This is a genomic window from Coprococcus intestinalis (assembly GCF_023656595.1).
GTDB classification, from domain to species: domain Bacteria; phylum Bacillota; class Clostridia; order Lachnospirales; family Lachnospiraceae; genus Coprococcus_A; species Coprococcus_A intestinihominis.
The window spans coordinates 41319-55002 of the sequence record NZ_JAMOKJ010000009.1 but is presented as its reverse complement, the minus strand read 5'-3'; the positions used below and the strand labels follow the sequence as shown (position 1 = coordinate 55002).

Below are 13684 nucleotides of genomic sequence, written 5' to 3'. Positions count from 1 at the left end.
GTAATGCCAAATTAAAAAACACCTTGAAATAAGGATAGAGGAGTAGGATAAGGTTATGAGAGAGTATGGATGGACGCAGCAGAGGGCGGACAGTATGCTGGCGCTGGTTGCGATGGCATGGGGCAGTTCCTATCTGTTGATGAAGATTGGTTTGGATGGTATCCCGCCGTTTTGTATTATTGCATTAAGATTTGGTATCGCGTTTATTGCGGTTTCACTTTTGTTTTTTAAAAAGTTTAAGAAGACAACGAAGCGTGTGATGATGAAAGGTGCAGTTCTTGGCTTGTTCCTTTTTGGGCTGTTTGCGTTTCTGATGCATGGCCTTCAGACAACATCCGCTTCCAATGGCGGTTTTCTGACAAGTACAACCGTTGTGCTGGTGCCGATTTTTCATGCGGTGATTAAGAAGAAAATGCCGGATCACCAGAATGTTTTGAGTATTCTGCTGACGATGACAGGCATTTGTCTGCTGACCCTGCAGCAGTCACTGGTGTTCCACAGCGGTGATATTCTCTGTCTTGCAGGTGCAGCTGTGTATGCGGTGCAGATTCTGTTGACGGATAAGTTTGCACAGGAAGAGGACGGAATGCTCCTTGGCATCTGGCAGCTTGGATTTGCAGCGCTGTATGGTGTCATTTGTACATTTATGTTTGAAACACCGACATTGCCGTCAAGCGGTTTCCAGTGGATTGCAATTTTGGGCCTGGCATTTGTATGCAGCGCCTTTGGATTCGTGATGCAGCCAATGGCACAGAAGTATACAACACCGGAACATACAGGCCTTTTGTTTGCACTGGAACCGGTTTTTTCAGCGGTATTCTCATACATTTTCCTGCATGAGACTTTGTCCGGGAAGGGTTATATGGGCGCAATGCTGGTAATGGCCGGCGTGGTTGCAGCTTCTGTTGTCAGGGAAAAGAGACAGCCGGTACGCGTTGTGGCACATCAGTCCTAAAAGTAAATATAGTATTAATGAATAGAGATAAAAGCACTGAAACCATGATAAAAGCATTGAAATCTTTGGTCGTGGATTCAGTGCTTTTTATCGTTCAGCGCTTATTTTAAATACCGCCACATTGGTATAGGAACTCTCAAGATACAGACGATAGGCAGTGTGGTCTTTGCCGGAATTGATGCATAAAATATAAGATACAGCTGAACACATGAATTTATCGAATCATAAATGTAAGCAAATTGAATCAATCGAATCAAATATGAATTGACTCGATTGGCTCGATTTGCTATAATATAAGCAGAAAGTGATGGAGGGGATGACAAGATGGTATTTCAAGAAAGCGAAACAGTAGAACTCAAAGAAGTTGTTGTTGACGATATCAGTAAAGAAATCATTGCCTTTGCAAACTGCGATGGGGGAAAGTTATATATTGGTGTTCGAGACGATGGTACAGTTGTGGGGGTGGATGATCCTGATCGTACGGCATTGCAGATTAGTAATATGGCTCGGGATGCGATTAAGCCGGATATTACGATGTTCATGCATTATGGGACAATTGAGGAGAGTGGGAAAAAGATTGTTGCAATTGACATTCAGAGAGGAACAGATCGCCCTTATTATATAGTTAAAAAGGGAATGAGACCGGAGGGCGTGTATGTACGGCAGGGATATTCGGCAGTTCCTGCTACAGATACAGCAATTCGGCATATGATTAAAGAAACAGATGGAGACCGCTTTGAGGCTATGCGCAGTTTGAATCAGGAGCTGACTTTTAATGCTGTGAAGAAAGCGTTTGAACAGCGGAATGTTGATTTTGGCGTTCAGCAAATGCGGACATTGAAGATAATTGATTCGGATGGTTTGTATAGTAATCTGGCGATGCTTTTATCAGATCAGTGCACACATACGATTAAGGTGGCTGTTTTTCAGGGAACAGATCAGACCGTTTTTAGAGACCGGAAGGAATTTGCAGGTTCTCTTATGCAGCAGATGAATGATGTGTATGCGTTTATTGATTTCAGAAACCAGACACATGTTGCCATAGAAGGATTGCTAAGAATTGATACGAGAGATTACCCGGAGATTGCTGTCAGGGAGGCACTGCTGAATTTGCTGGTGCATCGGGATTATTCTTTTAGTGCCAGTGCTTTGATCAGTATCTATGAAGATAGGATAGAATTTGTATCCATTGGCGGACTTGTACCGGGGATAGAGCTGGAGGATGTGATGGCAGGAATTTCTATATGCAGGAATCAGGATTTGGCCAATGTTTTTTATCGCTTACAGTTGATTGAGACTTACGGCACCGGCATCAGTAAAATGATGATGGCCTATAGAGATATGCTGCAGAAACCTGTGATTGAGACAACGAAGAATACATTTAAGATTATATTGCCAAATGTAAATGTACAGAAGCAGTATGCTCAGACGAAACCGCCTGTATACAGAGTCGAAGATCAGTCAATGCAATATAGTTATAATGCTGCAAAAATAAAAGGTTTATCCGATGAGGAAGAAATTATTATGGATTATATCAGGAAGCATGATAGATTGACTAAGCAACAAGCAGCAGAATTGCTTGAAGTGAGTGCTTCCACGGCGACAAGATTGCTTAAACGGATGGTTGAGCGCCATATGCTTAAGCGTAACGGTAAGGCAAGGAACACTTATTACACGGAGATAAAATAGCACTTGAGAATAATTTCAGAAAGTTTTTTACGTTAATGTACTAAAAAATAAACATTTTTTGCCTGTGATGGTTGATTTTTGCAGAAATTTAGCGTATCATAATACCATTATTGCTTAATTAACCGGGCTTATTTGTCAGAATCCTGATAGGTTTGTCTATCAGGATTTTGTTTTGTCAATGTGCCGGTTGGAAAGAGGTTTTAACGTTTTTATGGAAGCATTTTCACAATTTGTCGGTCATGTAGACTCCATGATCTGGAGCATGGTTCTTGTGCTGCTCTGTCTGGGTGTCGGTCTTTATTTATCCATTCGCATGAAATTCCCTCAGATTCGTTTTTTGAAGGAAATGGTGCATTTACTTGGAGCCAAAGAGGAGAGTGAGAACGGTATTACACCGTTTCAGGCTTTTGCAACAACAGTGGGTGCTCGTGTGGGCATGGGCAATATTGCCGGTGTGGCATCGGCCATTTATTTCGGTGGCCCGGGATCCGTTTTTTGGATGTGGATCATCACATTGATCGGTGCGGCTTCTGCTTACACGGAATCGGCACTGGGGCAGGCCTATAAGGTAAAGAATCCGGATGGTGAGTATATGGGCGGACCGGCCTACTATATCGAGAAGGGACTTAAATGCAAGCCGTACGCTATTTTGTTTGCGGTGGTGGCATTCCTTGGCCCGGGATTTCTGATGCCCGGGGTTCAGATTAATTCACTGGTGACGGTTTTTGAGGAAGCATTTTCAGTGAATAAGATTCTGGTGGGCGCCATTTGCTGTGTGATCCTCGGTATTGTTGTATACGGCAGTATCAAGCGTATCGCCAAGATCGCCGAGATGCTGGCACCGGTGATGTGCGGTATATATATTGTCGCAGCGGTTGTTATTCTTGGACTCAATATCACAAAGCTTCCGGGAATTCTTGGAATGGTGGTTTCATCAGCCTTCGGCAAACATGCAGTTTTTGGCGGGATTCTTGGTTCTGCTGTTTCCTGGGGCGTTAAGCGAGGTATTTATTCCAATGAAGCAGGTATGGGATGCGGTGCCATCGTCTCCGCGGCAGCAGAATGTTCTCATCCGGCGAAACAGGGACTGATCCAGTCGTTTTCTATTTATGTGGATACCTTATTTATCGGAACAGCAACCGCCCTGATTATCTTGCTGACAGGTACATTTGATGTCTGTGACGGCGCAGGCAATCTGCTTCTTGACCAGACAGGCGGCATTGAAGCCGGTATCAAATGGACACAGTATGCGCTGATGAATACATTCGGTACATGGAGCGGCAAGGCGCTGGCGATCATCATTGTGCTGTTTGTCTTTACATCTATGACGGGGTATTGTTATCAGGCAGAAGCGAATATCCGTTATCTCACTCACAACAGCAAATTGGCTGTCAATATTTGCCGTGCCGTTTTCCTTGCAGCCTCATTTTTCGGAGCCATTGTGAATGCAGATGCTATCTGGTCCATGGGCGATATTGGTTATGGACTCATGGCCTGGGCCAATATCATTGCCATTGCTCTGTTGGCGTCGAAGGCATCGGCCATGCTGGAGGATTACGAACAGCAGAAGAAGGAAGGCAAGAATCCGGTCTTTGATCCGGCAAAGTTCGGAATCGAGGATGAAACAGGGGCCTGGAAACGTAAGTAAATGGTTATACCTGGAACAGATTGCCGTGATGCATCCAGCTTAGAAAAGCTATATTAAGCATAGAGAAGAAAATCAGGCATAGAGAACAAATGAAAGTGAGACAGATGAATGGAACAGGATTATATATATATGGAAGAAACAACTATGAAATCAAGTTCAGAAGTTCGAAACGTTTATATTCGCATTCGGAGTGTTGTGGAAGGTGTTGAGAACCTGTGGGAGACAACCGGAGAATACAAATGGGACGGCAGGCAGCATATGTTGGCCTATACAGATTATACGGGCAATGCTATTACCAAGAACGGTATTTTTGCAGATCATGAGAAAATGCTGCTGCATCGTGTGGGCGCGATTACCTGTGATATGCTCTTTGATCCATTGACAGCAACAATGGTAGATTATAAAGCCTACATGGTGGGGGCAAAGTTTCTGCTGCATACAGAGACATATTCTATGGAAGAGAACGAGGTAGGATTGAATATCCGGGTGCAATATACGCTGGATGACGGCGGTGGTCATACACCGATTGTCGGGGAGCAGGAGATTACCGTAGAGTATTATTGATAAAAAAACACATCAAGCTTTCGTTATTATGAATTGACATGCACCCCCTGGGGGTATATATTGACATATAGAAACAGTATGTCAGCAGGATGATATATCTGCGAGAAAAACAGCATGACTTCCGCGATAAATATGGAATTAGACAGAAGCGGTGAGCCTTGAGTGAATGACGAAAGGAAATGCATAATTATGGTAAAAACAGTATTGAAAATTGATGGTATGATGTGCGGTATGTGTGAGGCACATATGAATGATCTGATCCGCAAGAATTTCAAGGTGAAGAAAGTGACATCTTCTGCCAAGGATGGAGAGACAGTGATCATCAGTGATGCAGAGTTGGATATTCCCTGGGCAAAGAAGCAGATTAAAGATATTGGTTATGAAATGGTAGATTATACAAGTGAACCCTATGAAAAGAAGAGCCTGTTTCATTTCGGACGAAAATAGTCCTGCATATATCTTGTATCCCCGGGAAAAGTGTGATAAGATAATTTTAATGTAGTAAAGTGGTACTATTCCATAGAGGAATCTGAGAAATGTATCAGCTATGGATCAGAGAGTGGAAAATGGACCATCAGAATGGAAGGAGTTATCTGTTATGTATATTACCTGTTTGGATGTTGAAGGCGTACTGGTACCGGAGATCTGGATTGCATTTGCAGAAGCCAGCGGTATCCCTGAACTGAAGAAGACAACCCGTGATGAACCGGATTACAATAAACTTATGAACTGGCGTCTGGGAATCCTGAAGGAGCATGGCCTCGGATTGAAAGAAATCCAGGAGACTATTGCGAAGATTGATCCGCTGCCGGGGGCGAAGGCATTCTTGGATGAACTCAGAACTTTCACACAGGTGATTCTGATCAGTGATACTTTCACACAGTTTGCCACACCGCTGATGGAGAAGCTGGGTTGGCCGACATTATTCTGCAACACACTGGAAGTAGCAGACAACGGCGAGATCACAGGCTTCAAGATGCGTACAGAGCAGTCCAAGCTCAGCACAGTCAAGGCGCTACAGTCCATCGGATTTGAGACCATTGCCAGCGGTGATTCCTATAACGATCTGGGCATGATCCAGGCCAGCAAGGCGGGCTTCCTGTTCAGAAGCACAGACAAGATCAAGGCCGATTATCCGGATATTCCGGCTTATGAGACTTATGATGAACTGTTGGATGCCATAAAAAAGGCGATGGTGTAGAAAGAGAAAAAGAACATATATTTCTTAAATAAAAGACGTGTAAAAGCAAAAAGCTTAAATGTTACTTATCTACTGAAAGGTGAGCATAGCATTTAAGCTTTTTTAAATTATGTATTATTATGACTTTCTGACTCCAAAATGACATTTTCGTTTAATTATATCAACTAGACATTGAAGAACAAAAGATATAATAAAGCCGGAAATGAGATATAAAATCAGATATTGACTAAGTCCTTTTGGGACAATTTGATAATAAACGTTCGTTCGGAACTGTGACCAGTCAAAATAAGCAAGTTTGTGCCCGTGAGAATAATAATTGATGCAGGCATAACAGCAATTAAGGAGAAAGAAACCGCTTAAATGATTGATCATGATAGTGAATGAGTGATCGGCTATCCAATTTATATGTACGCTGTTTTTAGTAACAGGGCTAAGAATTTTGGCGATACGAAGCCAGAATGCAATGCCCAGAGTGCCGGCAATATAAGGCAGATAGAGACTGTCAACATCCTCAAACCATACAAATGCGTAGCCCTTTGTGCCTCCGCATTTTGTAATTAAAAGAAGCTGAAGAAATAATACGATAGTAAAGTAAGTAAAATGACTGAGTGTATCTTTTTCCTCCAGTTTTGAGCGATATAATATGCCAAGACCATAAAAAGGAAGCATGGCTAAAGATCTAGTAAGTGCAAGCCACCATCCATGGGTATATCCAAGCATGGCTAATTTTATTCCACACATACCAAAAACAAGAAAAAGAATAAAGAATATCCAGTCGTTTGCGCGCTTAAGCAATTTACGTATAATGAGATTAAGTAAATATATATAAAATAGTGGAGCGACAAACCAACTAGGACAATTTAAAGCATATTGGTGACCGTTTATTAGAGGGGCAATTATCAGCGAATGAAATGAGATGGTATCGCCAAACTGAAATCCCAGATGATGTAAAATCTGAATAATAATGGCATAGACAAAATTCCATAAATAAAATGGAATTATAAGCTTTTTGATTTTGTGCCAAATTGACTTTGTGCAATTATTGATATCGCTTTTTTTATAAAAGTATCCAGATGCAAATATAAAAAGAGGAAGATGAAATGCATATGGAGTAAACCAATCATAAAAAATAGAAACTCCGCCATTACTGCAATGTCCGGCAACGACTAAAATCATACCGATTGCATATATAAATTTAAAATCATAGTTAATGTTTTTCTTTTCAGTCATAGTTTTTCTCCATATTTCTCTTCAAGTATTCAAAAGTTCGATTTTCAGAACGAATACAGTATATCAAGTGTCATGTATGATTGTCAATTCGGATAACTACCTATTTTAAAGTGACACAAAATGAATTAATATTTATCGATGCTTTGTATGCATTTGCGCATGTAAATGTCTAGTATAAATAAACAAAATATTTTTTTAGTAAATATTATGCATAAAGCTACAAAAAGTGACTTGTAAGTAGTTGACAAAAAATTTATGCCCGTTATAATGGATATGAATATTCTTTTTATTGAAAAGAAAATATTGTGTTCTTTCGCGTCAGATATATAAAAAAGAACTATTGGGGAAGAACCGACAAGACAAGGGAGAATAGGTATGTATAAGAGAGAATCAGGTGGATGGCTGAAACACTGTGATTTTCTGCTACTGGATATGATCTGCCTTCAGATAGCATTTTTATTATCGTTTGTTGTATTAGGCAGATGGGTGAATCCATACAGTCACATATTATATCGTAAAATGGCATTATATCTGGAAGTGGCGGATGTGGCTGTTGCCTTTTTCATTGGCACATTTTCAGATGTATTGAAGAAAGGCTATTACCGCAATTTTGTAATAACTGTACAGCATGCAGCCATTGTTTTAGGATTATCTGTTTCATATCTTTTCCTTTCCAAGGATGGACAGCTGTATTCAAGACTTTCATTGACCATTACATTTATAATGTACGTGTTCATTACATATGCGGTCAGAGAACTGCGCAAGCATGAAATACGCAAGCAGATGGAGAACGGCAGTAAGGAGTCGTTATTTATTGTGACGACAGGAGATGTTGCCGGACAGGTTGTTGACAAGATGATGAAGAACAACTATGCCAGATACAGGATGGCCGGTATGGCAGTGATCGATACAGAGGCAGTTGGTCAGACAATCAATGGTGTGGATGTAGTGGCAGATGCATTGACAACGGTGGATTATGTCTGTCAGAACTGGGTGGATGAAGTATTGATCGTGCTTTCAGATAGTCAGCCTTATCCGAAGAAGTTGATTGATCAGCTGACGGAAACAGGTGTAACGGTGCATTTGAATCTGGCCAAGACATTGAATATGTCGGGTAGAAAGCAATTCGTGGAGCATATTGGCCCATACACAGTACTGACGACAACGATGAATTATGCGTCTGCACGTCAGTTATTGGTCAAGCGTGTGATCGATATCCTTGGAGGCCTTGTGGGATGCCTATTGACAGCAATTATTTTTATTTTTGTGGCACCGGCCATATATATCAGTTCACCGGGGCCTGTTTTCTTTGCTCAGGAACGTGTGGGCAAGAACGGCAAAACATTCAAGATGTACAAATTCCGAAGTATGTATATGGATGCAGAAGCACGGAAGGCGGAGCTGATGAAGGACAACAAGCTCGAGGACGGCAAGATGTTCAAGATGGATTTCGATCCCCGTGTGATCGGCAACAGGATTCTTCCGGATGGCACGAAGAAGACCGGCATTGGTGATTTCATACGACGAACCAGCTTGGATGAGTTTCCGCAGTTTTTCAACGTGTTAAAAGGCGATATGTCGATTGTGGGGACAAGACCGCCGTTAGTATCAGAGACAGAATTGTATGAACCGCATCATTTCGCACGATTAGCCATTAAACCGGGAATTACTGGCCTGTGGCAGGTCAGCGGACGAAGTGATATCACGGATTTTGAAGAAGTGGTACGTCTGGATACGGAATATATAGACAACTGGAATGTGGAAATGGATATCAAAATTTTGCTCAAGACAGTAGCGGTTGTATTAAAAAAAGATGGATCAATGTAAAATTGATTTAAATAAGGAATAATGAAAAATCAGGTGAACATTAAGCAATATTAGAAGATGATGATTGTTTAAGAACTATGAGAAAAGGAGAAAAGCTATATGAAAACAACATTACTTATTATGGCAGCCGGTATTGGTTCAAGATTCGGCGGTGGTATTAAACAGTTGGAGCCGGTTGACAACAGGGATCATATTATTATGGATTATTCTGTTCATGATGCCATAGAGGCTGGCTTTAATCATGTAGTATTTATTATTCGCAAAGATATTGAGAAAGAATTTAAAGAGGTCATTGGTGACAGAATTGAGAAGGTCTGTCAGAAAAATCATGTGAATGTTGAATATGTGTTCCAGGATATCAATGATATTCCGGGTGAACTGCCGGAAGGCCGTACAAAGCCATGGGGAACCGGTCAGGCAGTTCTTGCAGCAAAAAAAGTCATCGACAGTCCGTTTATTGTTATTAATGCAGATGATTACTATGGCAAAGAAGGTTTCAAAGCAGTACATGAATACCTGGTCAATGGCGGCAAATCCTGTATGGCCGGTTTTGTGCTGAAGAATACGCTGTCTGATAACGGCGGTGTCACCCGCGGTATCTGCAAGATGGATGCTCAGAACAATTTGACAGAAGTTGTTGAGACAAAGAATATTATTAAGACCAGTGACGGTGCAGAGGCTGATGGTATCAAGATTGATACAGAATCACTGGTTTCTATGAATATGTGGGGATTGACACCGGCGTTCCTTGAGACGCTGGAAGAAGGCTTCAAAGTGTTCTTTAAAGAAGAGGTGCCTGAAAATCCTATGAAGGCGGAATATCTGATTCCTATTTTCATCGGACAGCTGCTTGATCAGGGCAAGATGTCTGTAAAGGTATTGAAATCCAATGATACATGGTATGGTATGACCTACAAAGAAGATGTGGCAGCAGTGAAAGAGAGCTTTTCTGAGATGCTGAAGGATGGCCTTTACAGGGAAGATCTGTATTCAGACCTTTAAAATACACCCGAAAGGACGACCGGTGAAAGGTATATGGCAAAGAACAAAAAAGATATCAAGATAATCGTTGCAGCACACAAGAAATATCATATGCCGGAAGACAGCTGCTATCTGCCACTGCATGTGGGCAAAAAAGGAAAGGAAGATCTGGGGTATCTGGGCGATGACACGGGAGACAATATCTCAGAGAAAAACCCTTATTACTGTGAGTTGACAGGACTGTATTGGGCATGGAAGAATTTGAAGGCTGATTATATCGGGCTGGTTCATTATCGCAGACATCTGGCTAATGGTATACGTAAGCTAATGTTCTGGAAGAAGAATCCTTTTTATGCGGTTCTGACAGAGAAGGAGATTAGAAATATTCTGAATGAGACGGATATTATCCTTCCGGCCCAAAGGCATTACTATATAGAGAATCTGTATTCTCACTATGCACATACCCATTATGAAGAGCATTTGATCCTCACAAGAAAGATTATAGAGAAGCGAACACCGGAGTATCTGGACGCTTATGATCATGTGATGAAGAAGACATCAGGACATATGTTCAACATGTTTGTTATGTCACGGGAAAAGTGCGATGAATACTGCAGCTGGTTGTTCCCGATTCTGGAAGAACTGGAGCATCAGGTGGATTATAAGCAGTATAACCCATTCCAGCAGCGGCTTTTTGGCAGAGTCAGTGAACTTCTGCTGAATGTGTGGATTGAGCAGAAACATTATGACTATCAGAGTATTCCGTTTGTCAATATTGAGAAGAGCAATTTGATCAAACGAATTCCGGCTTTTCTGAAAGCAAAATTTCTGCATAAAAAATATGGCGGCAGTTTCTAAGGCAAACGGGCTGGGATTGTAACCATAGGCAGGTCTTTAGGTGGCAAAATAAACGTCATGCCACCTTTTGACGTTAAAACAGCCTTGACAGGCTATATATGGATGAAGATGAGAGGAATAGTGAATGAGCAAAAGGGTTCTGGTATTTGGAATGACAGACAACCCCGGCGGCATGGAAAGCTGTGTCATGAATTATTATCGGAATATCGATCTCGATAAAGTTCAATTTGATTTCCTGTGCAACTGGGAGCAAATGGTCTATGCGGATGAAGTTATGAAAAATGGCTCAAAGATTTATACCATACCTCAGAGAAGCAAAGACTATAAGGCATATAAAAAGGCAATGGATAGTTTCTTTGAAAAACATGCCGGAGAATATGATGTGTTCTGGTACAACACCTGTACATTGACAAATATTGATTATTTGGTCTATGCGAAGAGGTATGGCATTAAGAAGCGTATTATTCATGCCCATAATTCAGGCAATGAGACAACGCTGTTAAGAGGCATTTTTCATTACCTGAATAAGGCACGTATTGGCATATATGCAACGGACTTCTGGAGCTGTTCAATGGCGGCTTCGAAGTATTTTTACAGTGACAAAATCATTGCGTCGAAGAAGCATCATATTATTAATAATGCAATACAGACAGATCAATATGCATACAACGAAGAAATAAGAGATGAGATCCGAAAGGAATATGACTTGGATAATCATTATGTTATTGGTCATGTAGGAAGATTTCAGTATCAAAAAAACCATGAGTTTTTGATAGATATTTTTAATGCCTATTTGAAACTGGATGATCAGGCAGTTCTGATGTTGATTGGACAAGGTGAAGGCGAAGAAAATATTAAAAAGAAAGTTTCTGACCTTGGAATAGAGGAGAACGTACGGTTTATGGGCGTTCGTTCTGATGTCAATCAGCTTTTTCAAGCGATGGATACTTTTGTGCTACCATCCCGATTTGAGGGACTTCCGCTTGTATTAATTGAGGCACAGACGGCCGGATTAAAATGTTATGCGTCAAAAGATGTGATAACGGCAGATTCTGACATTACGGGCCATGTCGAATTCATTCCTCTGGCAAATAATGCGGAGGAGTGGGCAAAAAGAATATACATGAATTCAAAAACTGTTGAGGATCGGACAAAATGGAGACAAATGGTTTCAGATGCGGGATTTGATATCCATACAGAAGCAGATAAGCTGATTGCTTATTTAGAGGAGTAAGAGTGAAAAAGTTAGGTGGTTGATATGCAGCAGAAATCTTTAAAACTAAATTTTATCATGAATGCCATATTGACGATGTCAAGCTTTTTGTTTCCGTTGATTACTTTTCCATACGTATCAAGAATACTATTGCCAATTGGAACGGGAAAAGTATCCTTTGCCAATTCTGTGGTGACTTATTTTGTGATGATTTCACAGCTTGGTATTCCTACATATGGTATCAGAGCCTGTGCAATCGTGAGGAATGATGAGGAAAAACTGAAGAAGACAGTATATGAATTATTCCTCATTAATGTAGTCATGAGTATTTTGGCTTATATTGTTTTCTTTGTAGCTCTGATCTATGTGCCGAGATTACGAGCAGATCGGACATTATTTTTGATTACAGGAACACTGATTTTCTTTAATACAATTGGTGTAGAGTGGCTTTATAAAGCATTGGAACAGTATACGTATATTACGGTGCGTTCAATTATATTCAAATTCATTGCATTGATTGCTATGTTTGTGCTTGTGCATGATGTAGACGACTATGTTATTTATGGAGGTATTTCAATATTTGCGGCGTCTGCTTCGAATGCGTTTAATTTTATCCGTTTGAGGAAAATCATAGGTAAGAAGAAAGTATCTCAGCTCAACTTTAAGCAGCATTTTAAACCAGTATTTACATTCTTTATCATCTCATGTGCGACGACAATCTATACAAATCTGGATAATGTTATGCTTGGTTTTATGAAGGACGACGTTGAAGTTGGATATTATAATGCGGCAACAAAGATAAAGAATATTTTGGTAAGTATTGTAACATCCTTGGGAACTGTATTAATGCCGAGAGCATCTTATTATTTGCAGAATGGTATGGAGGATGAGTTTTACAAATTGTCAAAAAAAGCAATCAAATTTGTCTTTTTAGCAGCAACATCAATGATGATTTACTTTATGTTGTTTGCCAGAGAAGGGGTTCTGTTCCTGTCAGGGGAAGCTTTTGAAGGCGCTATTCTTCCGATGATGATTGTCATGCCAACGCTACTTTTTATTGGTTTAACCAATATCATGGGCATTCAGATGCTGGTTCCGATGGGAAGAGAAGACGCGGTGATGATTTCGACATTTGTCGGAGCAATTGTTGATTTGATATTAAATGCGATAGCCATTCCGATTTTAGGTGCTTCAGGTGCTGCAATCGGCACATTGGTTGCAGAATTTGTAGTTCTGATTGTGCAGCTGATTTATTTACGAAAAGATGTGGCGTTCTTATATAATGGACAAAGCTATTTGAAGTTGTTGATAGCTTTGATAGCGGCTTTTATTGCAGGTTGTGCAGTTAAGCTTTTGATATCGGGGATTTTTATTAAATTAGTGATCTCTGCGATGCTATTCTTTGGTGTCTATGCGCTGATTTTATATATTTTAAAAGAAGAAATTGTAACAGAAAATGTGAATAAGGTTATTCAGATGATTAAGTCACATATCAAGTAAAAAGAGAGGAAATTGAAA

The 13684-nt window shown here is 40.6% G+C and carries 12 protein-coding genes; 11 read left to right on the top strand and 1 reads right to left on the bottom strand.

What is annotated here, in order from left to right; translation table 11 throughout:
• Positions 1 to 55 precede the first annotated feature (55 nt).
• From NBH03_RS08165 to thrH, 6 genes are all read left to right on the top strand, one after another.
• Positions 56 to 955: a DMT family transporter gene (locus NBH03_RS08165; protein WP_250799007.1), complete on the top strand. Its 900-nt coding sequence runs from the start codon at positions 56 to 58 to the stop codon at positions 953 to 955.
• A 324-nt stretch (positions 956 to 1279) separates the two neighbouring features.
• Entirely contained in the window at positions 1280 to 2644 is a 1365-nt protein-coding gene (locus NBH03_RS08160) for an RNA-binding domain-containing protein (protein ID WP_250799005.1), read from the top strand.
• A gap of 211 nt (positions 2645 to 2855) precedes the next feature.
• Positions 2856 to 4292 carry an alanine/glycine:cation symporter family protein gene (locus NBH03_RS08155; RefSeq protein ID WP_250799003.1) on the top strand — a complete coding sequence of 479 codons (1437 nt, stop codon included), beginning with the start codon at positions 2856 to 2858 and terminating at the stop codon, positions 4290 to 4292.
• A gap of 129 nt (positions 4293 to 4421) precedes the next feature.
• Positions 4422 to 4856, top strand: coding sequence for a DUF1934 family protein (locus NBH03_RS08150; RefSeq protein WP_250799001.1), 435 nt, complete (start codon positions 4422 to 4424; stop codon positions 4854 to 4856).
• Between the two features lie 189 nt (positions 4857 to 5045).
• Positions 5046 to 5303 (top strand): heavy-metal-associated domain-containing protein, encoded by a 258-nt coding sequence (locus tag NBH03_RS08145; protein ID WP_117528988.1) that lies wholly within the window; start codon positions 5046 to 5048, stop codon positions 5301 to 5303.
• A 151-nt stretch (positions 5304 to 5454) separates the two neighbouring features.
• Entirely contained in the window at positions 5455 to 6057 is a 603-nt protein-coding gene (thrH, locus tag NBH03_RS08140) for a bifunctional phosphoserine phosphatase/homoserine phosphotransferase ThrH (RefSeq protein WP_117528998.1), read from the top strand.
• Between the two features lie 117 nt (positions 6058 to 6174).
• On the opposite strand, the gene NBH03_RS08135 is transcribed toward thrH, so the two are convergent.
• On the bottom strand, positions 6175 to 7287 hold the full coding sequence (locus NBH03_RS08135) for an acyltransferase family protein (protein ID WP_250798998.1): 1113 nt from the start codon (positions 7285 to 7287) through the stop codon (positions 6175 to 6177).
• Between the two features lie 375 nt (positions 7288 to 7662).
• On the opposite strand from NBH03_RS08135, the gene NBH03_RS08130 reads away from it, so the two are divergent.
• The 5 genes from NBH03_RS08130 (at position 7663) to NBH03_RS08110 (ending at position 13666) form a co-directional block, all read left to right on the top strand.
• Positions 7663 to 9114 (top strand): sugar transferase, encoded by a 1452-nt coding sequence (locus NBH03_RS08130; RefSeq protein WP_250798993.1) that lies wholly within the window; start codon positions 7663 to 7665, stop codon positions 9112 to 9114.
• 99 nt (positions 9115 to 9213) lie between these two features.
• Complete coding sequence (locus NBH03_RS08125; protein ID WP_250798989.1) at positions 9214 to 10116, top strand: sugar phosphate nucleotidyltransferase; 903 nt, start codon at positions 9214 to 9216, stop codon at positions 10114 to 10116.
• 33 nt (positions 10117 to 10149) lie between these two features.
• Positions 10150 to 10953, top strand: coding sequence for a DUF4422 domain-containing protein (locus tag NBH03_RS08120; protein ID WP_250798987.1), 804 nt, complete (start codon positions 10150 to 10152; stop codon positions 10951 to 10953).
• A 124-nt stretch (positions 10954 to 11077) separates the two neighbouring features.
• Positions 11078 to 12187 (top strand): glycosyltransferase family 1 protein, encoded by a 1110-nt coding sequence (locus NBH03_RS08115; protein ID WP_250798983.1) that lies wholly within the window; start codon positions 11078 to 11080, stop codon positions 12185 to 12187.
• A gap of 24 nt (positions 12188 to 12211) precedes the next feature.
• Positions 12212 to 13666 carry a flippase gene (locus NBH03_RS08110; protein WP_250798980.1) on the top strand — a complete coding sequence of 485 codons (1455 nt, stop codon included), beginning with the start codon at positions 12212 to 12214 and terminating at the stop codon, positions 13664 to 13666.
• Positions 13667 to 13684: the final 18 nt, after the last annotated feature.

Coding starts and splice junctions, on each gene's coding strand:
- thrH (WP_117528998.1), top strand. CDS start 5,455: ATGTATATTACCTGTTTGGATGTTGAAGGCGTACTGGTACCGGAGATC.
- NBH03_RS08155 (WP_250799003.1), top strand. CDS start 2,856: ATGGAAGCATTTTCACAATTTGTCGGTCATGTAGACTCCATGATCTGG.
- NBH03_RS08125 (WP_250798989.1), top strand. CDS start 9,214: ATGAAAACAACATTACTTATTATGGCAGCCGGTATTGGTTCAAGATTC.
- NBH03_RS08150 (WP_250799001.1), top strand. CDS start 4,422: ATGGAAGAAACAACTATGAAATCAAGTTCAGAAGTTCGAAACGTTTAT.
- NBH03_RS08115 (WP_250798983.1), top strand. CDS start 11,078: ATGAGCAAAAGGGTTCTGGTATTTGGAATGACAGACAACCCCGGCGGC.
- NBH03_RS08130 (WP_250798993.1), top strand. CDS start 7,663: ATGTATAAGAGAGAATCAGGTGGATGGCTGAAACACTGTGATTTTCTG.
- NBH03_RS08165 (WP_250799007.1), top strand. CDS start 56: ATGAGAGAGTATGGATGGACGCAGCAGAGGGCGGACAGTATGCTGGCG.
- NBH03_RS08145 (WP_117528988.1), top strand. CDS start 5,046: ATGGTAAAAACAGTATTGAAAATTGATGGTATGATGTGCGGTATGTGT.
- NBH03_RS08160 (WP_250799005.1), top strand. CDS start 1,280: ATGGTATTTCAAGAAAGCGAAACAGTAGAACTCAAAGAAGTTGTTGTT.
- NBH03_RS08120 (WP_250798987.1), top strand. CDS start 10,150: ATGGCAAAGAACAAAAAAGATATCAAGATAATCGTTGCAGCACACAAG.
- NBH03_RS08110 (WP_250798980.1), top strand. CDS start 12,212: ATGCAGCAGAAATCTTTAAAACTAAATTTTATCATGAATGCCATATTG.
- NBH03_RS08135 (WP_250798998.1), bottom strand. CDS start 7,287: ATGACTGAAAAGAAAAACATTAACTATGATTTTAAATTTATATATGCA.